We start from the raw sequence: 20,958 nt of genomic DNA, 5'->3' as shown, positions 1-20,958 counted from the left end.
TTGCTCAACCCGCGCCATACGGCGTAAAACCCGCCGAGGCTCTAACTGCAGCCGGATGAAAATTCAATGGCAGGTCAATCTAGCCCTATTTCAAACCCTCGCCGCGATGCAACGCGTCGGGACGGCTGATGCCGCCACATTTGGGGCTATGAGCCGTCGTGCTGAATTCGACATCCTCGAACTAGTCGACCGTCGGGACCGCAACGAACGCCACCGGAGAGTACCGCGGTGCTCCGCTCAACCAGGGTCCCAAACCGACCCGTCAACGGCACCGGCACCGGCACTAGAGCATTTCGCAGCCTGGAATCGCTTGGCGACGCAGAAATGCAGCTAAAACAAATAGATATAGCGCGATGCTCAGTTCAAATTGACTGCATCCCGCTCAAAAAGGGGACGGGCTATAATAGGCTGTGCCTCCACTTGACCAGTGCCACTCAGAAGAGCCACCCCCTATGCTCGAGCGCCGCCCGGATTGGTTTGCCCGAAGGCGGGGGAGGAGTCGATTGTTGGGGCCCATCACGCCGCACTTTGTGAGTGCCACCCAATCCCAAAGGAGATTGAGGTTGGGCGCCGCGGCGGGAGACCGGTCAAGATCGAGCTGGCTCGCCAGATGCGCCCTGCCGAGCGCATGGGGAGCCGCTCAGAGTTTCCGTCTCGCGCGTTTTTGCAGAACTGCGCCATGGCCATCTGCTGTTTTCCTGCGATCAGCCGAGACGACCGCCGAGCCAAGGCCGAATACCTGCTGACCACTGAGGCACGGGGCGAACTCGACCTGCAAGAGCACCTGCGGGCCGTCTTGCATTCAATGAGGGGGGTTGATCGCGCCTCAACCAGTTCATCATCAGCTCTAAAGGCCGCTATGATGTCGCGACAGAAGATTTTGGGCTTCGCTGAATTTTAGCAACAATCTGATAAGATAGGTCCTCCTACCCACTTAAATCAGAGCCTGCGCGATGATGGAGTCCTCGAGGCGATGAATGACAGTAGTGCCCCCAATCTAGGTCATTCGCGCAGGTAAGGCGCCGGCCAATAAGCGGTCGTTCGTTCAGCACGTGAAACGTGCGATCGCGTGAGCGTTGCGATGTGCTCGCACTGAAGCGCCTCTGCGGTACTCCCGAAGCGAGAAGCGCCCTCGGATGCCTCAAGAAAAAAATGCTGGGCAAATTCGCAAAGCTATAGCACTACATCGTCTTCGAAAAAGGGGGCAGATAGGACAGTGCAGCGGCTATTCCCTACTCTGGACCAAGTTTCCCAAGAATACGTGCTCGTACAAGCGTGGAAGAAGTCGGCTTCCTACATCCGCTATCATAACTGGTTCTCCGACACGCTGGAGTTGGATCGCGCGGCGGCCAATCTTCCCGAGTTCATTTCGCAGTTGTCGGAGCAGCTGAGATCAGGGCGTTACGAAACCGCAAGCCTTAAGCTCGTACCTGCACCGAAGAGTCAACGATGGCAGGTCGAGGCAAATGGTCGTTGGCAGCCACGCCAGTCAGAAAAAGCGAAGATACGTCCTCTAGCTCACGTCTCACTGGCCGATCAGGTCGCTGCGACGGCTCTGCTGCTTTGCCTGAGTGAGCGCGTGGAAACCGCGCAGGGGGACCCTCGGGGAGACTTTCGTTCGGTCGATGTTCGCCAATCCGTGATGTCCTATGGCAACAGGCTGTTCTGCGACACATTGGAGGAGAACGACAGACTGGTTCATCGCTGGGGCTCCTCAAAGCTCTACCGGGCCTATTTTCAGGACTACCGCTCGTTCCTGAGAAGACCCGAGACGGTTGCGGCGGCGCTCGATGGCGAGGCAAATGTCGTGATCGTCCAGACGGATCTCAAACAGTTCTATGATCGAGTGACGCCCGAGGCTTTGCACGCCAAGATCCGAAAATTGCAGACTCCTGATGACGATGAGGGTTTTTTCAGTTTGGTTGGAGATGTCCTCGCCTGGTCGTGGGCGGAGCGCGATCAGCTGCAGTTTGACCGCTACAGGAGGCGCGCTGACATTCCGGAGTTTGACGGTGTAGCCCTCCCTCAGGGGCTCGTGGCTGCCGGCTTCTTTTCAAACACAGTGTTGCTGGACTTTGATAAGGCCGTGCTAGCGCATATCGGGCAGGAGATTGCTGCCGGCGTCTGGCTCATGGACGCGTGTCGATATGTCGACGACATCCGCCTGACGATTACGATGGCACCAGGCGTTGCACAGGTCGAGGGACAGCCGCGTGTTGTCGCATGGCTGGAGCGAATGCTCTTCGAAACAAGCCCCGGCTCGCAAATCTCCCCGGAGAAGACTTCGACGGCCTCGGTGGGCGGCGAGCAGACGCCGCTGGTGCGACAATCGCGGAAAATGGAGCGCATACAGACGGCCATCTCCGGCGGATTTGACGCCAGTGGCGGAGAGGAAGTCATTCAGGCGATCGAAGCGCTGGTCCGGTCCCAGTTGAACATGAACAGCATTGACGGTTCCGCGGGGCCAGCATCCCTGCAAGCTGTTCCGGACGTCAAGGATGAGACGATCGGCCGTTTCGCAGCGGGGCGTTTCAGAACGACCTTCCGTTCACTCAGACCGCTCCTTGACGATCGTCCGTTCATGGAACTTGCCGATCTGGGTGAAGAGACCTTTCGGCGGGCGCGGTTGTCTCAGTCCGAGCTGGACGACGAGGCGCATGCGTTCGCATTGATTCTGGTTGAGAGGTGGATTGCCGATCCATCCAATGTGAGACTCCTTCGAGTCGCCCTGGATCTCTGGCCGTCCGCGCAATTGCTGGCCGAGGTCCTGAAATTGATTGAGCCATATATGGCTGGAGAAGTCCGGACCTTCAGTAGCCGACGGATAGCCTATTATTGCTTGGCCGAGATCTTGCGAGCAGGCGCCACGGAAACTGGCTTCATCGAGGACCCCGAGAGCTTTCCGGCTGGTGTCGACCTTACCGAGTATCGGCGGCTCCTGCTACAAATCGCGCATCGTGTGGCGAATGGCGAGGCCACGATGGCGCCTTGGTATCTCGTGCAGCAGGCTCTCCTCTGCATAGCTGTGCACGATTCGATCTCCATTCGGCTGCCGAAGCTCCCCAAGACCAATAGGTCTTATTGGCGGCTGCTCTCTTTCCTGAAGGGAAGCCACGAAAAACTGTCGGACCGTGAGTTCGCGATTTTGGCGGTTGTCAGCCGGCGGTCATTCTTGGCGAAAGATCGTGCTGTCCAGCTGGTGGGAGGATCGCTGACCCCTGGCAGATTTGCAGAGGTGGCTTCGCGCGATATCGAATTCGCGCGTGACCTATTCCGCGCCGTGGATAGCCAGTTCACAGTGGGGCCTGGAATTGCGGAGGACATGGGCATTGCAGAATGGTCGAACGCCCCGGGCATGCAATCGCTGCAGGCCTATGTCCACGAAAAGGGGCCATTGAACCCGCTGCGCAACGAGATTGGGGTGCTCAGCTTCGCGGAGAAATTGCTTGAGCAGGTCAAGCATGGCGGAATTCCGGAGCTCGTCACGCCCTCGACAATCCAGATTGCGGTCGATGCGGTCGGTAACTATGCCCGCGTCACTCAGATCGTCTTCAGATCCGCGCAGACAACGAGAGCATATACATCGATTTACACGGCGCCATCATGGGCTCCGAAAACGCAGCACTGGAGATTCCAGCTCGGTTACCTGCTTAGGTTCATTCTGACAGCCCGAGTGGATTTCAGCCTGCCTGTACGCCCTACGTCTTGGAAAGAAGCGGAGCCAATTTATCGGCCAACTCGGGGCCATTGGTTCCAGCGTCAGTATGGCTTCTACAATGGGCATGAGGCATTCGGCGACGACTGGCTGCCGATCTCGCAGTTCACGCAGGATCTCCTGTTTTCCCTGCTCGTTTGGCCGGGATGCCGTACAAGCAGCACGGCGGGCGATCAGCTCTCGCTAGATGAGACCATTTCGAGGGTCCAAACCGCTGTCTTGGCAGCTGAGGAGGCTGTTGGTTCTGCTACTGGCGCATTGATGCTTAAGGTGGATGCGCCAATACCCGGTACCCGGAAAAAGGGCCGCCCGCTCAGAGCATGCGTCGTCCAGTCAATCATGCCCGAAAAGTCGGACTTTTCGGCGACCGACCTGGAAATGCGGACGCCTCATATCCGGCGGAAACATCGCAAACATCTGTCCACTGCGCTGGCGGCGGTGGAGAAGATGCTGGACCTCAGAGAGACTCATAAGCCGGAGAACAAGCGCCTCGACTGGCTGATTCTGCCCGAACTGTCGGTCCACCCTGACGATGTCAACACCCACCTCGTGCCGTTCGCCCGGGCGTTCAAGACGGCCATTCTGGCTGGCATGGTCTATGAGCGCGTAGTTCCCGGCCAGCCTCTGGTCAATTCCGCTTTGTGGATCATACCGCGGATGGTGGCAGGACAGGGTCTTCAGACCATCATTCGACGTCAGGGTAAGCAGCACCTCTCCCCAATCGAGCTTCCGTTCAACGTGCCGATTCAGCAGGTTACCGGCTTCCGGCCGTGTCAATGGCTTGTCGGATATGAATGGTCGACCAACCCAGATAACGAGCCGCTCTGGTTAACGGCGTCCATCTGTTATGACGCGACTGATCTGAAGCTGGCGAGCGATCTTCGCGATCGCTCCGACGTCTTCGCGATTCCTGCGCTGAATCAGGATGTGGGAACATTCGATCAGATGGCTCAAGCCCTACACTACCACATGTTCCAGCTCGTGCTCATAGCGAACAACGGCGCCTATGGTGGAAGTAATGCTCACGTTCCCAAGGGTGAATCGTACGAGCGGCAGGTGTTTCACACCCATGGACAGCCGCAGGCGACGATCTCATTTTTCGAAATCGACAATATCGAGGACATGAAGGCGCGTCGCTTGCTCGGGGCAGGAAAGCAGGGAGGGTGGAAGTATCCCCCAGCGGGCTGCTAGCAGGGAAAGGAGCGTGAACGAACGGCAGCGATTCGCTGTGGGCCAGCCGTTAGCTGCCGGTCCGCTTCCGTGAAGAGTTTCGGGCGCCGGCAGGCGTACGAAAGTCCCCGAGGAAGGAACCCGCGGGCCACAGGCGATGGCTATGGGGATTTCGGATTTCGGCAGATGTCGGCGATGGCGCGACCGCCGCCGGGAAGCGGCGGGATTGATGCAGACGGACTGCTTCGTTGCGCCTCCGCGCGATGTTGCCGGCCCGGCGCGCGGCTGGGCGCGGCTCTGTCGGCCTCGATGATCACGATGGGCACATGTAGATCCGTTGCCGGAGGCGGGGCGCCTGCAGCTGAAGGCTGAACCTTTCCATGCCGGGTCATGGACACTTCTCCCGGTTCGTCGCCGTTGCGTGTGGCGGTCCGCGCGGCTGCCTCCATCGTTCGAACACCTCGATGACGATCATGCGGCCGCCACAGCAGGGGCATGGCGGGCGAAAGTTGCCCGGTTCGTCCGTGGTGTCATCGTCGGACGGTGTGGCGACGTTCAGGAGTTCACGAGCAAGCGCGAGGCTGGCCTTGCGAGCGGAACCGGCAAGCAGGCCGCAATGCCGGATGCGATGGAAGCCACGCGGCAGGACATGCAGCAGGAAGCGGCGGATGAACTCGTCGGTTGCGAGCGTCATGAGCTGCTGCCGGTCGGCGCCTTCGCGACGATAGTCCTTGTAGCGGAAGGTGACGCCGCTCTCGTCGAGGCGGATGAGGCGGCTGTTCGAGACCGCCACCCGGTGGGTGTAGCGCGACAGGTAGGCGAGCACCGCTTCCGGGCCGGCGAAGGGCGCCTTGGCGTAGACCACCCAGCGCTTCTTCCGGATCGGCGACAGGTGGCGCAGGAATGCCCGCCGTTCCGCGAGATGAGCAATTGCGCCGAAGAAGGCGAGCCGGCCAGCGTCGTGCAGCGCGACCAACCGGGAGAGGAACAGCCGGCGGAACAGCTTGCCGAGCACCCGCACCGGCAGCAGGAAGGCGGGACGCGACGAGACCCAGCGGCTCCCGTCCGGCGCGATGCCGCCACCCGGCACGATCATGTGGACATGCGGATGGTGCAGCATCGCCGAACCCCATGTGTGGAGCACGGCGGTGATGCCGATGCGTGCGCCCAGATGCTTCGGATCGGCCGCGATGGTCAGCATCGTCTCCGACGCCGCCTTGAACAGCAGGTCGTAGACCGCCGCCTTGTTGTGGAAGGCGATGTCGGCGACCTCGGCTGGCAGCGTGAAGACGACGTGGAAGTAGCCGACCGGCAGCAGGTCGGCCTCGCGCTCAGCCAGCCATGTCCGCGCCGCGGCACCCTGGCACTTTGGACAGTGCCGGTTGCGGCAGGAGTTGTAGGCGATGCGCCAGTGGCCGCAGTCCTCGCAGGCCTCCACGTGACCGCCAAGGGCCGCGGTGCGGCAGTGCTCGATCGCCGACATGACCTTGAGCTGCTGCAGTGTCAGATGCCCTGCATGGGCGGCCCGGTAGGCGGGCCCGGCAGTGCGGAAGATGTCGGCAACCTCGATCGAGGCGCGCACGCTCAGCCGTCGGGTGAGATCTCTTCCGGCTTGAAGAGGCCAAGCTTGTCGAGCGGGCTCGTGACGGTGCGCACCGTGCGGGTTGCAACCTTGGTGTAGAAGGCGGTGCTATTTAGCTTGGCGTGCCCGAGCAGGACCTGGATGATGCGGATGTCGGTGCCGTCCTCCAGCAGGTGGGTGGCGAAGCTGTGGCGCAGCGTGTGCGGCCCGACCCGCTTGGCGATGTCGGCCGCCTGCGCTGCCTCGACGACCACGCGATAGAGCTGGCGGGTGCTGATCGGCTTCATCGCATGCTGCCCCGGAAACAGCCAGCCGTCGCGGTGCATCACGCCCTGCTGGCGTCCGACCTTCCACCATGGCGCAGCAACAAGAGCAGGTCTTGCGACAGCATGGCGTTCCGGTATCGCCCGCCCTTGCCGCGTTCGACACGTAGCAGCATGCGCTCACTATCGACGTCGGCGATCTTCAGCGTCGACACCTCCGCCACGCGCAGGCCCGCGCCATAAGCGACCGACAGCGCGGCTTGGTGCTTGAGGCAGGTGGTGGCGTTGAGCAGCCGGGCGACCTCGTCGCGGCTCAGCACCACCGGCAGCGTGCGCGGGTGCGCCAGCCGAACGAGCCTGCGCGCCAGATCGGGACGATCGACCGTATGCGTGAAGAAGAAGCGCAGCGCCGACACGATGCTGTTCATCGTCGGCACGGGAACACCGTCGTCCTGCTGCTCGATCTGGAACCGACGCAGGTCGTCGGCGGTCGCTGTGTCTGGTGAACGCCCGAGGAACGTCGCCAGGCGTCCGATGTCGCGGAGATAGTTGCGCTGCGTCTCCCGTGAGAAACGCCGCATGTTCATGTCGTCGATCAACCGCTGGCGCAAAGGGCTGATGGGTGCATCAAGAACAGGATAGGGCATGGTCAGGCTCCTTGTTGAAGAAGCCCGTCATGCTCTGCCGCCGCCGAACGACGCTCAATGCGGGCGCGACGACCGGTCCCTGATCTCTACCTTAACCGCAGGCGCCCATCCCGCGCAGCGGGTTCGTTCGTCGGCCCTAGGCTGCCGAGCAGCAATGCGCCGCATCTTTGTCGTTCAAGAAAAGTTGCCGGGATACCGAAGCTATCCACCCGTGAAAAGACACGCCTTTACTCTCGGTGCTAGCGCGATGGGAGTACCGTCAATTCAAAATCGCTTGTCGCTTCGAATGCCTAGTCATACATAAAGGATGTGCCGAGAAGGCATGGCGCTCCTTCATAAAAGGACTCAGCGTCATTCAACGTAAAAAGCAAAAGTGATAAATATGCCTGCTTTACTTACCGTGGAGGACAAGGGCCGCCTTGTTCTCGATACATACCAGCACTTCAAGTGCCGCGCCGGCGACGTCCTAAATGACAAGCATTTTTACCAGAGGTCAGCCCGCATAACGGCCACCTATGGCGAGCTTCAGGAAGGTCTTGCCTATGCCTATGACCAAGGCTGGGTTGAGGATTGAAACGGCACAGCGCACAAGCTAACAGAAGCTGGCTACATAGCCATCTGAGGACCTAACCGCCCGGCTCCGCCAGAGGGGCCGGGCGGCTTAGCCGAACAGGTCGGCATCCATCGGATAGGCGGCGGCCCAGGCGGCGGCCGCCTCGTCCTCACCCAGGTCTTTTCCCCACCGCTCTCTCGCCGCAGCCTGCATGTTCATGCTCTTTGGCGCTCCCGTGCCGGTAGCATGCATCTTGAGCTTGGGCAGGTTGATGAAGGACCAGGGCAGCCCTTGTGCCTCGCATTCCAGCACCACCGCGCCAATCATAGGGAATAGCGCTTTGACTGAGGAGAACTGATCGGAGAAGGGCTCCGCGACACAAACGCCGAGGCAATCCGGGTAGCGTTGAGCTTAATGATACCCGCCACGCCGCACACACGAGCTTTCAGCTCGCTTTCATGCTTCACGAAAGCCTCGCTACGCCCGGCTTGGTGCCGAGGTCTATCCCGAGGACGAATTGGCGGTCTTTCCCGCAGGCTACATGCGAGTGGTAGGCGCCAGAGGCCACGGATTCGTCAATTGTTTCCGCCGCCGCGTAGTGGGATGACATGAGCAAACTCGAAGTAATGTTCGACCTCCTTGTCGACATGATGAAAGGCACCATGCGGCTTTTGCCCGAAGTCAAATTCGACCGTGGCTACCGCGTCCATCGAGCCGTTATGGCCCTTTACGCGTCAATCATCGAGAACACCGACAGCGCGATGATTCTTCGCCGCGCCAAAAGGTCGGCTGGTATTGACATCATCTTGCGGACGAACCTTGAGGCCTACGTGGACCTCGTCAACCTGTGCAGCAACCCGGACTATTACAATCAGATGCTGGCGCTTTACCACAAGGACTGGCTTGAGCTTACGCAGCGCGGATTGGACGGAAACCCTTATCTCGACTTCTTCCAGCGAGACCCAGATGCAGTCAAAACATTGGAGGACCACAAAACGGCACTGGCGGAGCTGCAAAAGCTCGGGCCTACCGTGAGCATCTTCGACCGCTTTCGTTTAGCTGGGATGGGGAACGAATATCGCTCGGTCTACAAGGACCTTTGCAGCCACACCCATAACAACATCAAAGCTCTAGCCGACCAACATTTTGTCGGTGACGCCGAAGGTGAGGTCGAGGTCGTAATCTTTGCTGAGATGGGCAAGGAAGCCCTTCTGTCGTCGCTAGACCAATTCGTCGTAATCCTCGCTACGGCAGGGTACATCGTCCACGACTACTTCAAATCGCCCGGTGCCGAAGAGGCTGAGACATTTATCAAGCGCCGTACTGACCTTCAGCCGTTTTTTGATGACGGGGCCGACTAATGGCCAGAATCGCTTTCCAACTGCCGTCGGAAATACCATTGCATGGAGAGAAATATATTCTCTACGGCATTTACACCAAGCTGGGCGGTGTTGCCCGTACTGCCCATCAACACAGGCTTTCACACGGAATGCCATCGCTGTCCCGATCCAGCTTCCCGCCCCAAGAGCAGCTGTTCAAATACCAATTTGCTTCATCGCATGAGCTGATCTGAGGGCAGGTCCGCCGCGGTTGGCAGGACCAGCTTTGGGCAATTCGTGAGAACGAACTTCCTTTGCTTGAAGTCGCTCCCAGCAAATGAACGCTCTCCCAAACCAGGGATGGGCTGCTGCCGGACAAAAAGGATAGAGCTGCGATAAACCCAATTGCTGATTGCTTCATATTTCCCCCTTCGCGGACTGCCGCATTGACCGCAGCCCCAACCCTCAAATCTCATTATCGCTTCGATCGTCTCCAACCAGCAGACCGAGCATCTGCTTCCGAGCAAAACCACCTCTCACCTTTCGATTCAGAAATTCGCGTGACGTCGTAGAATTTCTGGCCAGGCAAGTGATAGATGTGTTCGCCGTCCGCTGAAATGTTGCCTTTGATGTTGCAGCCTGAGTTGCCGTTGCCGATCGCAAAAAGCGGTACCGGCGCCGCTAGCGGGTCGTCGCTATGCTGTGCTCGCCAGTCCCACGGAAAATTGAAACGTCCCTACCCAAAGACCGGCCTTCGACGCCTTCGCCTTAGCTTGCTGCCCTGCATACGCACCATTGCTGTATGTCGGCCAATCGAGCGCTTGGCCATGCTCGACCATCCAGGCGGCGACACTGGAGCCGTCCGCGCGTCCGCAGTCGCCGACATAGCGGTCATAGCGATCCCACGTGACGAAAGTGCATTGGACCGGCTTTGACGCCGACAGGAAGCCATCCAGTGCTTCGGCAGAGCGGCGCCCGCACGGATATTCGAAACCCTTGGCGTCGTTGCAGTATTGGTGGCTCTCGGGCGCGTCGATACCATTGAAGCGGATGCGCTGCCCATGGATTTCAATTGTGTCGCCATCGATGACCGAAGCCACCCCAGAGATCGGGGCCGGAGCCGGCTTGGTCAAATTCTGTAGATTGATCTCAGGCAGCGAGCCTGTGTGTTGCATGACGAATTGCGTTGCCAAAGCCGAAGCCGCGGCCACGGTCACGAAAACCAGCCGCATAGGCACGCCCGACAACCAGCGCCGACGATGCCGCTTTGGCCCGCTGCGCTTCCGCCACTGGTCGGACCGATTATCGTAACGAGACCTGTCCAAGCCCATCATCACATCGCGCCGCCTGAGCGGCTGTCGGCCGAACGCATCGTCACCGAAATAAGAACCGCTGATAGGGCGGCGAAATACAAACGCCAATGCATGAAGGTATCCCCCGACACCAGATGGCATCATGCGCCTTTTGCACTTTGTTGTCGAATCTGCCGACGAACGGGCTTGCGTGCAGTCTTCCACTACGCGATGTTGCCGCCGGGCTGTAAAAGGGGTGGGGACTGTGAAGCGATTTGCTTTGACGATTTCAATGCTAGCTGGACTGGTGGCGTGCGCCACGCCGCCCGACAAGATCGCGGGCGTTCCGAACGCTGGCCCCTGCACGCAGGCGGACAGAGAGCGTTTGGCCATCGTATCAAATCAGCAAAACAAGGCTGTGACCGGGGACGCATTGGGCGTTTTTCTCATAGGCGTGCCGGTTTCCTCGATGTCGGGCGGCGACCACGAAACCGAGATCGCAATTCTCAAAGGGCGATGCGGCGCGCCAAAAACCTAATATCAGTGGCTTCTGCTCTAGGCGCGCCGTTGGCGTTCATCGGGTTAACCGGGACCGTTTCAACGATGGCTTTGGCAAGGGCTTCGCCCTCGTGTACGGGCTCTGGACCGTAGAGTAGCAAAACGGCTTCCTCGCTAGGTAACACGCCAGCGGGGCAGGTCTGTTCAATAGCCATGCGAACCAGCTTAAGGCCGGCCCAGGCGTTTTGGATCGTCTCTGGCGCTTCCACTGCATCGTCGCTGAGATGGTCGACCCGACAGCCGCTGCGGAGTAGGCAACCGACCGCCGGGCCTAACCGGCGGGGTGTGGGCGTGTCCGCCGGCTGGGACGAATAATAAGCCGTTTCATGCATCATTGCTAATTTAGTAAATGATCATGATCCGTTCCCCTAGCCGCCAGACCGAACGGGCCTAGACTCGATTCCGTGCGTAAACCAGCGAGTGCCGGCAAGGGGCGGCTACAGTTTATTCGTCCGATGGAACCCACCTTGGTAGCCAAGCCGCCCCAAGGCGATACCTGGGCTCACGAAGTTAAGTTCGACGGCTACCGCTCGCAAATTGTCATCGACGCCGAGGGTGTGCGCATCTTCACCCGTCGCGGTCTCGACTGGACGGCCAAGTACCGCGACTTGGCAGCGGTGGCCAAGTCGCTGGACGTTGAAAGCGCCATTATCGATGGCGAAATCGTAGTCCTCAATGAGAAGGGCCTTTCGGATTTTGCCGCGCTGCGCAAGGCAATTACCAGGCGCCAGCACGACCTCTATTTCGTCGCGTTCGATCTGCTGCATCTCAACGGTCACGACTTGCGCGACATGGTACTTGAGGATCGGCGGGAAATCCTGGCCGGCCTTATAGGGTCTGATAGCCGCATCCAGTTCAGTGAGACGATGCCGGGCGAGGCCAACGCGATCTATCATCTGATCGACGCGGCTGGCCTGGAAGGGATGGTATCGAAGCGTCGAGACAGCAAATATCGCAGCGGCCCGACTACCAACTGGCTGAAGACAAAATCCTTCACCGAAAGCGAGTTTGAACTTCTCGGAGTTGAGCGCGAGAGGGGTAAGCCGGCGTTTGCTCTGATGGCTGACCCAGGCACCCGGAAATATGTCGGCAGCGCGTTCGTGAGCATCAATCGCGAGATGCGGGAGCGGCTGTGGAAGCGCGTCCAGGAACACGCCGGGCCACCGCCTAACGACATGCCAAAGCGGCCGGCGACGCAGTGGGTCAAACCGGGAATCAAAGCCCGCGTAAAGCATTTAAGGGGCGAGGAAGACCTTCGGCACGCCTCGCTGCAGGATTTTTGGGATGAGAGTTAGCGACCAGTGCAAGGGATCAGCATTCAGGATTACATTCCTCCCCGTTGCGGCGAGCCCTTCAACGGAGATCGCCATGCCCCAAACGACCCTCGCCGACACCCTGGCCGCCCGCGAAACCCTCTATGTCAATTGCGGACACCCGATGTGCTGCAAATCGACAAAGCTCGATATCCAGGCGCTGATTGACAGGCTCGGCCGTGACCACGGCTCGATGCATGACGACCTGGTCGGGCTCTTTGTCTGCTCAAATTGCAAGGCTGCCGGCCGTGACCGCCGGCAGGTGTTCTTCACATGCATTCCTGACTACGAAGGTCAGCAGCGGGCGCGGAACCGCACCTGGAAGCCGACTTTCGAAAACCGCTAGCGAAACAGTATATAGACGCCCCATGCCGGACCATCAGCAGGCACGCGCACATGCCGACCATGTCGCGCTGCCGGAAGCATCATGGTGGCGATAGCCGCGATGTAGAGGGGAACCGCTAACGACATGGATGCTGCAAACGGTACTCTAGCAGCAGGCTCATAACCTCATCCGTTTTGTCTTGGCGGTGCTTCGCGGCCAGTTCGACCTTGTCGAAGGACTTCATGTAAGGCAGCGACCGCATGAGATCGACGAGTTGCGGGTTGCACTGAAAGACGACAGCTTTCGCGACTTGATCCGCCGGTTCGCAAAGGACTTTGAATTTCACCATCCCGGCGATCAGGCAGTTTTCGTAAGCTTCTTTGGCTTCATTCGGTTTGACGTCGGCACTGGCGGCGCCGACAGACATTAACGCTAATAAGACTGGAGTCGCGGCCTTTTTCATATCGGCCACGCCTCGCTATTGAACTCGTCTGTCTAGGGCCTGCAGCACCACAGACACGCCAGCCGCTACTGCTGCCCAACTCGCCCATTTTCCCTGCCGGCCGATATCGGGCATCATGTCGTCGATGCTGTCCCTGATCGGAATGGTGGCCGCTCTGATGCCTAGCCCAGCTGCAACTAAGCTCGTGGCAATTGAAAGGTACGGAATCAGCATCTGCTAGCTACCCCTTTTGAATCGTACGTCACGAAGCACATTGCGCACCACCAGCCATGACACGGCGGTAAAAGCCCCGAAGAACGCTCCCCCGACCAAGTCGCCCTGATAGAGCTGAAAAATCGCTACGAGCGGATTTGCGATCGAAGCGAATGCGATCACGACATACCACCAGAGCAAGAGCAATCTGCTAACCATGTCAGAATTGATGGCGACAGAACCGACAGATACGCGCGTCGGCCTTCACCATCTCTGCACAGTCGGGGCATTGCTTTTCAAGAATTGGAACGAAGGTGTTGGCTGGCACCTCGACTGGATCTCGGGTCAAGTAAACTGTTGTTGGTCGGCTTCCACCAAGCGCGAGAAGTAGAAGTCCAGCGAGCAACGGCGAGATCACCAATGCAAGGATAAACCAGCCAAAACTGCTGCGGTTCCGCTTGCCGGCGGCAACGCTGACGATGGCCGAAAGGCCGAGCCAGAATAGAAGAATTTCCATGCTACCCCGCCCTTCATTTTTTTCTCAATCTGCCCCTCGGGGTTGTGAATACGCATTTCTCTGTGGGAGCAATTCTCGCATTGCAATGTTTTCTCTTGAACTCCAGCAGGTCCAAGACGCGGATGCGCATGCACGCTGATCACCTTCAGGCGGCCGGAATTGCAGATGGGGCACATGTCTCCGGATGTGAGGGCGACGATCTTGTCTTCCAACTGTCTGATCTGTTGGTCTCGCTCATGAATTTCTTCGCGAGCGTCCGAAAGAGCGACCATTACATCCGCCAATGTGACGTAAAGATCCGCCATTCTGGCCTTTAGCCGTGCTGCATCGAATCCCTTGTCTATCTGGCGAAGGTCTCTCACGATCCCGGGCGGTTGGGAAAGCAGGGTAAGTCCGGTTGCTATGTCCATTTGCCCCTCGCCACCTATCAATAATTTTCGATACTGCCGTCCTGGTAGACAACCCGTCTCACGGTTACGTCCGTCTTTGCTGTGCCAGCTGATACGGGGCCGATAAGTTTGCTGAATTCGTCGTCGTTGATGAATTCGTTGTCGTCCCAAAAAAAGAAGCTGGGACTGACGTCGCTTCCACCGGGTCTGATGTTGAGGTCTAGCTTTCCTTCGGTCGTGAGGATCATGTCACCAAACGCATCCTTTATTGTGATCACAAGCGCGACCGCCTTCACTCTTTTCGTAGAGGCATTTGCAAAGGACAAGTGAAGCTCGATCCTCGGATTATAGATGTCGCGCCGCAAATCCTTTTGTTGAATATCGAAGCGAGAACTGGCCACTCTCACTGGAGATTCGACATCATCTTCGCTTGGCGCTGAAATCGGTTGGAGAGCATCGTAGCAGGCCAGCCTATCCACCCCGTTGGTCAGTTGTCGGCAGTTCTCGATGTTTCGAATAGATTGAGCATTTGCCGCACCGGCGACAATCGCCAGTGGAATCAACGCGAACTTCACCCTACCCATGGCTTTTTGCTCCCCCGCCATTTCGCCAATACTTGCGCGAACATGGACGCGGCGCAAGCGGGCACCTCGATGGGAGAGCGCTTGACGGCAAATCCTACCGGACAATTGCGTACCAGGCCCGCTCCCATCGTGTCCCGTAAGTGCGCCACTCCTCGTCGGTCATCTGTCTGCCGCCTGTAATTTCAGCAGCATCTCGGGCACTCTTTGCGTCAAGCACATACGTTGACGACAGAATGGCTTTCACCGCTGGCTCGTCTTCCGGATGGGCGCGCAGATAGTCGATTGCTCTGCGAACCCGCGCCTTGTGCTTTAGCTGGCGGAACATAGATCAACCCTCGGTCGTCGGCTCTCGCAACCTCATCCCGGCACCGCCGCCGTTCTCGGGGATTAACTTGACGCCGGCAGGTTCGAGCGCTGCGCGAAAAGTCGCCCGGGTTTCACTCGGCTTTCAGGACCTGGTGTCTGATCAACCAGTCACGGATGATCAATCGGACGGCTTCAGGTCGCGAAACATCATGCTCGGCAACAAATTGATCGACGCCCGCCAGCATGTCCGGTTGAAGGCGGACCATGATCGGCACACCCTTTCCAGTTGGGGCCGGGCCGCGCCGTTTCTTTGATATCACGGTTTCTTGCTTTGGCATAAAAACTCTGATATCAGAATTCCCGTTCTTGCGGAAGCGCTAGCTAGAGCCTCACACACAACCGAATTGGAGTCACTGATCAACCGGCAACTTGGCCTTTGAAGCCCGCTGCCTTGTTGGCCACCCAGCAGTTTCATGCAATCGGCGAAGACAAATCATGAAATTCTTTCATTGCCAGCGCCTGTGTCGCCTTCTCCGAATAGCGAGGATGTCTAAAGACCTCGCTGACCATGCTTCGGTAGTATGCTTTGGCCGCTGACGGCGCATTATTTCGAGCCAATGCCTTATCAGCGTATCTTCGAACTTCCTCAAACGATGCGCCTGACTGCCTTCCACGCATGACACCGTTAGCAAAGAATGCTGCCGCACGGCACTGCTCTCGGATTCCTGGTCCATTCGCGGAACTTGCTGGGCTGCTGAGCAGGAAAAAGCCCATAAACGCAATCACGGGACTGCAAGCGCCGACACACACATAAAAAGATCGAGGTGTTGTTCTCATCGCGCTCGCTCCCTCGACGGGCTTGACGGTATTGAAAAAGCCCGCTCCTCAGGGTGGCGAGCCTTTGTTGGCGGAGACTAAGCGCGCTCTGCTTTGAAGCGCCCCGTCACTTCATCGATTTCTGTGACCCGCATTTGGGGTCCGATCTTGCGCGCAACGAATCGGCTGTGCATGCCATCGCTCGGCGTGACAATTATTGAGTGGAAGAGCCCTCCGCGCTTCGGGAGATCCCTGCCGCAATACGTCCATTGCCCCAGTCCAACCAAGTTGGCCGAGGCCCGGAATTGGTTGAACCCCATCCGCACGGCCGGCTGTAAACCTGCGCAAAAAAAATGGCAGGCTGGTCTGATGTTTTTTTTAAACCCAATGCTCTCACGGTGACTTCAGTACTGTACTAGTGAAGTCCAACGGCGTAATTGCATTGTAGGACCATCGATGCTCGTCTAAGAGGAACGGTGGTCAGGTCCTGCGGGGGGCTTTAATGGAATTCGCCGAATCAATTTCGGCTCGCAATCGAATTGTATGTTGTTTTCTGGCTGTGCTGTTGGCGACAGCAGCGGGCTCTCTCAACGCATTTGCTGATGCCTTGGCGAATAACGGTGCAATGATTGCCGGCCGCGCATCCGTCGTCGACGGAGACACGATCGAGATCCGCGGGGAACGCATCCGCTTCAACGGTGTCGACGCCCCGGAATCTTCACAGCTGTGCCTGGACGGCAAAGGTCAGAAATACCGCTGCGGATACATCTCGGCGATGGCGCTCGATGACTTCCTCAGCAAATCCGCACCTACGACATGCGAGTTCGTCGCGCGTGACCGTTACGGCCGCTTCGTGGGCAACTGCTACCGCGCGGACGGTTCCAGCGTTCAGGAATGGCTTGTGGCAAACGGCCTTGCTCTGGACTGGGTACGCTACAGCGGCGGGGCCTATGCCAAGCTGCAGCTAAAGGCCCGCGAACAGAATTTCGGCTTGTGGTCCGGCACGTTCGAGAACCCTTGGGACTGGCGTGCCAATAATCGCGCCCCGGCGGTTTCCGCACCCCTCGCGGGATTGCTCACCCAAGGCAGCGGAGGCTGCAAGATCAAGGGAAACGTCAGTGCCAAGGGAGAACGCATCTTCCATGTTCCCGGGCAAGCGCATTATGAGCGGACCAGGATTTCGGAAAACGAAGGCGAACGGTGGTTCTGCAGAGTAGACGAAGCCGTCGATGCAGGCTGGCGTCCAGCCGCCCGATAGCAGCATTGCCGTCGACGCGGCGACAATTAGAAAACCCAAAACATAGTCTCGCGGGGGTGAGCGTTTGGCAATACGATTTGAGAGCCTGAACAAGCTCAGGGACAAAGTCCTTGAGGAAAACCATGATTTCAGATCAGGGACGCAAGTATTCCCCAGCCTCAACGTCGACAAGATGGCAAAGGACCTCGACCTTGTAAATGAAGGCAAAAGACGCGGCGCGCTGAACCAGCCTCCGAAAACAGCAAAACCTTACGACGACATCGAGTACACCGTCATCGAGAGGGTGGAGGAGGAAAAGAAAACCTCCCAGCAGGCCGTCGAATCCGACCTCCAACTGTTTGCGGGCCGGCTTGCCAGCCTCGACTTCGAGGACCAGTTCAGCCTGATCAGCCTGGCGAACTCGTCCAGCGTCTCCGACTTCAAAGCCGAAGTGGCCGTTGGCGTCGACGAGCTCCACGGCCTGAGAAAGGCGCTCAACGACGCGGAACGGGAGCATACCTGGTTCAAGGACAAGCATAAACTGATCCGCGCCGCACGCATTCCCGAAGGGGGCGCACACCTGCTCAGGGTGTCGTTGCTGGTGTTCCTGTTCCTTGTCGAAACCGGGATGAACGGCAGCTTTCTGGCCAAGGGAAACGAGCAGGGCTTTTTCGGCGGCATCATCGAGGCGGCGGCATTCTCCTTCGTAAACATCGGCATTGCCCTGCTGGCATCGATCTATTGCGCCCGGCTCGTCACCCACAAATCCTTTCCCGTCAAAGCCATCGGAGCCGCGGCAATTGCCGGCTACGTGGTCCTTGCGCTCGCCATCAACCTGGCATTGGCGCACTACAGGGAAGTCACAGGATCGCTCGCGGACGGGGCGGGAAACCTCGTGGTCAGCAACATGTGGGCCAACCCGGCCGGGCTAACCGACATCAAATCATGGCTGCTCTTCATGATCGGAATGCTTTTCTCGATCATCGCGTTCATCGACGGGTGGTTCGTGCTCGACCCGTATGTCGGGTACGCGGGCGTCGAAAAGAGGCGCAACTCGGCGAGGGAAAACTACAAGGACGGGAAGGGCGAACTCATCGAGCGGCTTCAGGACGTCCGCGACGAGCACAATGACAAGGTCAAGGAAATCATCAAAGGCCTCGGACTGCTGCAGCGGGAACACCGCGCAATCGTCGAACACAGGGGTAAGCTCCTCTCCCTTTTCGCAGAGCACCAGAACCATCTCGAACGCGCGTGCAACCAGCTTCTTTCCAAGTACCGCGAAGCAAACGTCCAGGCGAGGGGAACACCGCCTCCCAAATACTTCTCGAACCCGTACCACCTCGAAAAAGTGAAGCCGAAGGTCACGGCCGACGGCGAATGGGGCGACAAGGAATTGTCCGCTTCGATCAGGGATGCGCAGGCGAAACTCAACGAGGAGGTCCGCCTGATCGGGCAAGAGTGCCAAAACGGCATCGCGGCATATCAGGAACTCGACAGGCTTCACCCGGACAAGATCGATGGCTAGGCGTTACAGCAGGAAAAAGAAGAAAACCAGCATCGGCACGGTTCTGGGGGCGGGTGCCCTTGGCCTGCTGTCCCTTGCCATGGGCATCGGCTTCGTGTGGATGTGGTTGCGGACGGATCACACCGTGACCGTGGAGGGCACCAACTGCCCCGCGGCAGGCGCAACCAGCGCAACGGTCGTGATCTTCGACGCGACCGACCAGCTCTCGCCAACGACCTTGAGCGACCTGAAGAACCAGTTCAGGGACATCGTCGGCAGCGTCGAGAAAGGCGGCTACCTGAGGGTGGTCAGCCTGTCAGGTAAACCCGGCGACATCCCGCTCATGTTCGATGCCTGCAATCCCGGCGACGGTTCCGATATCGACAATTGGACAGGCAACTCCGAAATGGCACGCAAGAAATGGAAAAAGGCGTTTGACGAACCGCTCGACAAACTGCCCGATGTCATCGCGAACGGAACCGGGGCCATTCAGTCGCCGATCATGGCGGCGATCCAGAAGGTGAAGCTGACAGTCTTTGACGGCGAGATCGGGGCAGGGCGGCCGAGCAGGCTGTTCGTTGCCTCCGACATGATAGAGCACACGGAACTCTATTCGCAATACAAGGCAGGTCCCGACTACGAAAAATACGCCGGGAGCGTTGCCGCGAAAGAGTACCGGACGCCTCTCGGCGGGGTGGATGTCTCGCTCCTCTATGTGGAGCGCCCCAACCGGAAATTCGAGTCCCTTGCCCATGTCGAATTCTGGAAGCAGTGGGTCGAACGGCAGGACGGGAATTTCGTAAACGTGATCAGGCTGGCGGGCCTCAACATGGCGGGGGCCGAACAATGAGGACGAAGAAACATCAAGGTCTCTTGTCCCAGCCCTACTTTCCGATGGGGGTTTTTGCCGCCTTCACGATCGGCGGATGCTTCTTCATCGCGGTTTCGAAATGGTTCCGGGTCGACCCCTTCCTGTCCATGTCCGTCCCGATCCTCCTGATGCTGACCTACCTGGGACTGTCAACGATTACAGGGAAGCTGCGGCTGCATGACGAGCAGACGGGCGACAACCTTTATTACATGGGGTTTCTTTACACCCTCTCGAGTCTTGGTATGGCGCTCTACCAGTTCAGCTCCGACGCCTCCACCGACGCGGTCGTCAAGAATTTCGGCATCGCCATCACTTCAACTATTACGGGCATCGCACTTCGCATTCTCTACAATCAGATGAGACGCGACCCCGCCGACATCGAACGGTCCGCACGCCACGAACTGGCGAATATGACAAGGCGGGTCCGGGCGGAGATGGAAAACGTCACCAGGGAGTTCTCCGACTTCCGTCGGGTGAGCAACCAGATGCTGGAGGAAGGCTTCGACGAGATCGCAAAGCAGGCCGAGCGCAACGGAGAGCATATCAGGACGATCCTCGACAAGCTCGCCATGGAAGCCATCAAGCCGATTCAGGAAGCCGCAGGAAAGCTGGGCGGCGCAATGCAGAGCAATTTCGACCAGATCGAGGGCCAGTTCACCGCCGTCGCCAAGAGGGTGGAAACCGCGGGAGACCTGCTTGAGAAGGCGAATTCCTCGATGTCTACCTCGGTTGACAGGCTGGGGACGCAAGCGGATGTCGTAGCGGCCAAGCTCGAACGCGTTGTCGTGCCCGAAGAGGTCCTGAAAAACGACCTCGCTCCCATGGTGAAGGCGTTGGGGAATGCCGTCGCCCAGTACGCCGTCAAGACCGAGACTGCCTCCGTCGAGCAACAGTCGCGGATGGCGGAAATCGGCAACGTTTTGCAGGGGGTGGCAAACACCACGGCAAAGGCACTCCATGTAGTGGGAGAGCATTCGGAAAGGGCGGCAGCTGCAGCGGAAAAAACTGCCGAAGCGGTCAACAGCCAGCAGCAGCTGATTGAAGTGCTCGCAAGGGTGGTTCAGAAACAAAGCCAAGACACGAACGACCTGGTCGCCAAACTTCTGGCGGGCAGGCAGCCCAACGCTTACGAAACACGGCCCACTACCCAGCCCGCAGCAGCATTTGCCCCAACCACAGCCGGTCCAAGTATCGTGCCTGGTGTCGCCTTGCCCAGGCCCGCTCCCGAACCGGTGGCGGTTTTCCAACCGCTGGATGGCGTGTTGCCGCTGAATGACGTGTTGCCGTCCGCTCCCGTAGAGGCCTCGCGGATCAAAGGGTGGTTTAGCCGATGAGCACGCCG

At 58.7% G+C, this 20,958-nt stretch carries 21 protein-coding genes and 1 pseudogene; 11 read left to right on the top strand and 11 right to left on the bottom strand.

Annotated elements, in window-relative coordinates:
* Positions 1 to 1,216 precede the first annotated feature (1,216 nt).
* The gene (locus AC0L2C_RS05950) at positions 1,217 to 4,906 is read left to right on the top strand and encodes an RNA-directed DNA polymerase (RefSeq protein ID WP_473522952.1); all 3,690 of its coding nucleotides are present in this window, start codon (positions 1,217 to 1,219) and stop codon (positions 4,904 to 4,906) included.
* Positions 4,907 to 5,273: 367 nt separating this feature from the next.
* On the opposite strand, the gene AC0L2C_RS05945 is transcribed toward AC0L2C_RS05950, so the two are convergent.
* The gene (locus tag AC0L2C_RS05945; RefSeq protein WP_473522951.1) at positions 5,274 to 6,467 is read right to left on the bottom strand and encodes an IS91 family transposase; all 1,194 of its coding nucleotides are present in this window, start codon (positions 6,465 to 6,467) and stop codon (positions 5,274 to 5,276) included.
* 2 nt (positions 6,468 to 6,469) lie between these two features.
* Positions 6,470 to 7,377: pseudogene (locus tag AC0L2C_RS05940) on the bottom strand (tyrosine-type recombinase/integrase).
* 382 nt (positions 7,378 to 7,759) lie between these two features.
* On the opposite strand from AC0L2C_RS05940, the gene AC0L2C_RS05935 reads away from it, so the two are divergent.
* Positions 7,760 to 7,951: a hypothetical protein gene (locus AC0L2C_RS05935; RefSeq protein ID WP_473522950.1), complete on the top strand. Its 192-nt coding sequence runs from the start codon at positions 7,760 to 7,762 to the stop codon at positions 7,949 to 7,951.
* Positions 7,952 to 8,038: 87 nt separating this feature from the next.
* On the opposite strand, the gene AC0L2C_RS05930 is transcribed toward AC0L2C_RS05935, so the two are convergent.
* On the bottom strand, positions 8,039 to 8,257 hold the full coding sequence (locus AC0L2C_RS05930; protein WP_473522949.1) for a hypothetical protein: 219 nt from the start codon (positions 8,255 to 8,257) through the stop codon (positions 8,039 to 8,041).
* A 281-nt stretch (positions 8,258 to 8,538) separates the two neighbouring features.
* On the opposite strand from AC0L2C_RS05930, the gene AC0L2C_RS05925 reads away from it, so the two are divergent.
* Both AC0L2C_RS05925 and AC0L2C_RS05920 read left to right on the top strand, forming a co-directional pair.
* The gene (locus AC0L2C_RS05925; RefSeq protein WP_473522948.1) at positions 8,539 to 9,291 is read left to right on the top strand and encodes a DUF5677 domain-containing protein; all 753 of its coding nucleotides are present in this window, start codon (positions 8,539 to 8,541) and stop codon (positions 9,289 to 9,291) included.
* Entirely contained in the window at positions 9,291 to 9,503 is a 213-nt protein-coding gene (locus AC0L2C_RS05920) for a hypothetical protein (RefSeq protein ID WP_473522966.1), read from the top strand. The genes AC0L2C_RS05925 and AC0L2C_RS05920 overlap by 1 nt, the downstream gene beginning before the upstream one ends.
* On the opposite strand, the gene AC0L2C_RS05915 is transcribed toward AC0L2C_RS05920, so the two are convergent.
* The 3 genes from AC0L2C_RS05915 to AC0L2C_RS05905 all read right to left on the bottom strand — a co-directional run bounded on the left by AC0L2C_RS05915 (position 9,398) and on the right by AC0L2C_RS05905 (position 10,481).
* Positions 9,398 to 9,670 (bottom strand): excalibur calcium-binding domain-containing protein, encoded by a 273-nt coding sequence (locus AC0L2C_RS05915; RefSeq protein WP_473522947.1) that lies wholly within the window; start codon positions 9,668 to 9,670, stop codon positions 9,398 to 9,400. The two genes, AC0L2C_RS05920 and AC0L2C_RS05915, sit on opposite strands and share 106 nt — an antisense overlap.
* 54 nt (positions 9,671 to 9,724) lie before the next feature.
* Positions 9,725 to 9,838, bottom strand: coding sequence for a sunset domain-containing protein (locus AC0L2C_RS05910; protein ID WP_473522946.1), 114 nt, complete (start codon positions 9,836 to 9,838; stop codon positions 9,725 to 9,727).
* Between the two features lie 106 nt (positions 9,839 to 9,944).
* On the bottom strand, positions 9,945 to 10,481 hold the full coding sequence (locus AC0L2C_RS05905; RefSeq protein WP_473522945.1) for a thermonuclease family protein: 537 nt from the start codon (positions 10,479 to 10,481) through the stop codon (positions 9,945 to 9,947).
* 325 nt (positions 10,482 to 10,806) lie between these two features.
* On the opposite strand from AC0L2C_RS05905, the gene AC0L2C_RS05900 reads away from it, so the two are divergent.
* The 3 genes from AC0L2C_RS05900 to AC0L2C_RS05890 all read left to right on the top strand — a co-directional run bounded on the left by AC0L2C_RS05900 (position 10,807) and on the right by AC0L2C_RS05890 (position 12,758).
* Positions 10,807 to 11,079 carry a hypothetical protein gene (locus tag AC0L2C_RS05900; protein WP_473487103.1) on the top strand — a complete coding sequence of 91 codons (273 nt, stop codon included), beginning with the start codon at positions 10,807 to 10,809 and terminating at the stop codon, positions 11,077 to 11,079.
* Positions 11,080 to 11,554: 475 nt separating this feature from the next.
* The gene (locus tag AC0L2C_RS05895; protein ID WP_473522964.1) at positions 11,555 to 12,394 is read left to right on the top strand and encodes an ATP-dependent DNA ligase; all 840 of its coding nucleotides are present in this window, start codon (positions 11,555 to 11,557) and stop codon (positions 12,392 to 12,394) included.
* 73 nt (positions 12,395 to 12,467) lie between these two features.
* A complete protein-coding gene (locus tag AC0L2C_RS05890; RefSeq protein WP_473522944.1) occupies positions 12,468 to 12,758 on the top strand; it encodes a hypothetical protein in 291 nt (96 codons plus the stop codon).
* Positions 12,759 to 12,873: 115 nt separating this feature from the next.
* On the opposite strand, the gene AC0L2C_RS05885 is transcribed toward AC0L2C_RS05890, so the two are convergent.
* The 5 genes from AC0L2C_RS05885 to AC0L2C_RS05865 form a co-directional block, all read right to left on the bottom strand.
* A complete protein-coding gene (locus AC0L2C_RS05885) occupies positions 12,874 to 13,200 on the bottom strand; it encodes a hypothetical protein (RefSeq protein WP_473522943.1) in 327 nt (108 codons plus the stop codon).
* A 606-nt stretch (positions 13,201 to 13,806) separates the two neighbouring features.
* Entirely contained in the window at positions 13,807 to 14,319 is a 513-nt protein-coding gene (locus AC0L2C_RS05880; RefSeq protein ID WP_473522942.1) for a hypothetical protein, read from the bottom strand.
* A 17-nt stretch (positions 14,320 to 14,336) separates the two neighbouring features.
* Positions 14,337 to 14,939 (bottom strand): hypothetical protein, encoded by a 603-nt coding sequence (locus tag AC0L2C_RS05875; protein ID WP_473522941.1) that lies wholly within the window; start codon positions 14,937 to 14,939, stop codon positions 14,337 to 14,339.
* 380 nt (positions 14,940 to 15,319) lie between these two features.
* Positions 15,320 to 15,454: a ribbon-helix-helix protein, CopG family gene (locus AC0L2C_RS05870; RefSeq protein ID WP_268931605.1), complete on the bottom strand. Its 135-nt coding sequence runs from the start codon at positions 15,452 to 15,454 to the stop codon at positions 15,320 to 15,322.
* A gap of 205 nt (positions 15,455 to 15,659) precedes the next feature.
* A complete protein-coding gene (locus AC0L2C_RS05865; protein WP_473522940.1) occupies positions 15,660 to 16,025 on the bottom strand; it encodes a hypothetical protein in 366 nt (121 codons plus the stop codon).
* A 481-nt stretch (positions 16,026 to 16,506) separates the two neighbouring features.
* Between AC0L2C_RS05865 and AC0L2C_RS05860 the strand changes: the two genes are divergently transcribed.
* The 4 genes from AC0L2C_RS05860 to AC0L2C_RS05845 all read left to right on the top strand — a co-directional run bounded on the left by AC0L2C_RS05860 (position 16,507) and on the right by AC0L2C_RS05845 (position 20,950).
* On the top strand, positions 16,507 to 17,262 hold the full coding sequence (locus tag AC0L2C_RS05860) for a thermonuclease family protein (RefSeq protein WP_473522939.1): 756 nt from the start codon (positions 16,507 to 16,509) through the stop codon (positions 17,260 to 17,262).
* A gap of 64 nt (positions 17,263 to 17,326) precedes the next feature.
* The gene (locus AC0L2C_RS05855; RefSeq protein WP_473522938.1) at positions 17,327 to 18,766 is read left to right on the top strand and encodes a hypothetical protein; all 1,440 of its coding nucleotides are present in this window, start codon (positions 17,327 to 17,329) and stop codon (positions 18,764 to 18,766) included.
* Complete coding sequence (locus tag AC0L2C_RS05850) at positions 18,759 to 19,595, top strand: hypothetical protein (protein WP_473522937.1); 837 nt, start codon at positions 18,759 to 18,761, stop codon at positions 19,593 to 19,595. The genes AC0L2C_RS05855 and AC0L2C_RS05850 overlap by 8 nt, the downstream gene beginning before the upstream one ends.
* Positions 19,592 to 20,950 (top strand): hypothetical protein, encoded by a 1,359-nt coding sequence (locus AC0L2C_RS05845; protein WP_473522936.1) that lies wholly within the window; start codon positions 19,592 to 19,594, stop codon positions 20,948 to 20,950. Before AC0L2C_RS05850 ends, AC0L2C_RS05845 begins: the two co-directional genes overlap by 4 nt.
* Positions 20,951 to 20,958: the final 8 nt, after the last annotated feature.

The sequence above is a fragment of the Mesorhizobium sp. WSM4845 genome (genome assembly GCF_055811455.1).
Note: the sequence above shows the minus strand (reverse complement) of the source record. Positions and strands in the feature narration are given on the sequence as shown.

Coding starts and splice junctions, on each gene's coding strand:
- AC0L2C_RS05845 (WP_473522936.1), top strand. CDS start 19,592: ATGAGGACGAAGAAACATCAAGGTCTCTTGTCCCAGCCCTACTTTCCG.
- AC0L2C_RS05890 (WP_473522944.1), top strand. CDS start 12,468: ATGCCCCAAACGACCCTCGCCGACACCCTGGCCGCCCGCGAAACCCTC.
- AC0L2C_RS05865 (WP_473522940.1), bottom strand. CDS start 16,025: ATGAGAACAACACCTCGATCTTTTTATGTGTGTGTCGGCGCTTGCAGT.
- AC0L2C_RS05885 (WP_473522943.1), bottom strand. CDS start 13,200: ATGAAAAAGGCCGCGACTCCAGTCTTATTAGCGTTAATGTCTGTCGGC.
- AC0L2C_RS05880 (WP_473522942.1), bottom strand. CDS start 14,319: ATGGACATAGCAACCGGACTTACCCTGCTTTCCCAACCGCCCGGGATC.
- AC0L2C_RS05935 (WP_473522950.1), top strand. CDS start 7,760: ATGCCTGCTTTACTTACCGTGGAGGACAAGGGCCGCCTTGTTCTCGAT.
- AC0L2C_RS05915 (WP_473522947.1), bottom strand. CDS start 9,670: ATGAAGCAATCAGCAATTGGGTTTATCGCAGCTCTATCCTTTTTGTCC.
- AC0L2C_RS05850 (WP_473522937.1), top strand. CDS start 18,759: ATGGCTAGGCGTTACAGCAGGAAAAAGAAGAAAACCAGCATCGGCACG.
- AC0L2C_RS05870 (WP_268931605.1), bottom strand. CDS start 15,454: ATGGTCCGCCTTCAACCGGACATGCTGGCGGGCGTCGATCAATTTGTT.
- AC0L2C_RS05925 (WP_473522948.1), top strand. CDS start 8,539: ATGAGCAAACTCGAAGTAATGTTCGACCTCCTTGTCGACATGATGAAA.
- AC0L2C_RS05930 (WP_473522949.1), bottom strand. CDS start 8,257: ATGATTGGCGCGGTGGTGCTGGAATGCGAGGCACAAGGGCTGCCCTGG.
- AC0L2C_RS05895 (WP_473522964.1), top strand. CDS start 11,555: ATGGAACCCACCTTGGTAGCCAAGCCGCCCCAAGGCGATACCTGGGCT.
- AC0L2C_RS05920 (WP_473522966.1), top strand. CDS start 9,291: ATGGCCAGAATCGCTTTCCAACTGCCGTCGGAAATACCATTGCATGGA.
- AC0L2C_RS05860 (WP_473522939.1), top strand. CDS start 16,507: ATGGAATTCGCCGAATCAATTTCGGCTCGCAATCGAATTGTATGTTGT.
- AC0L2C_RS05905 (WP_473522945.1), bottom strand. CDS start 10,481: ATGCGGCTGGTTTTCGTGACCGTGGCCGCGGCTTCGGCTTTGGCAACG.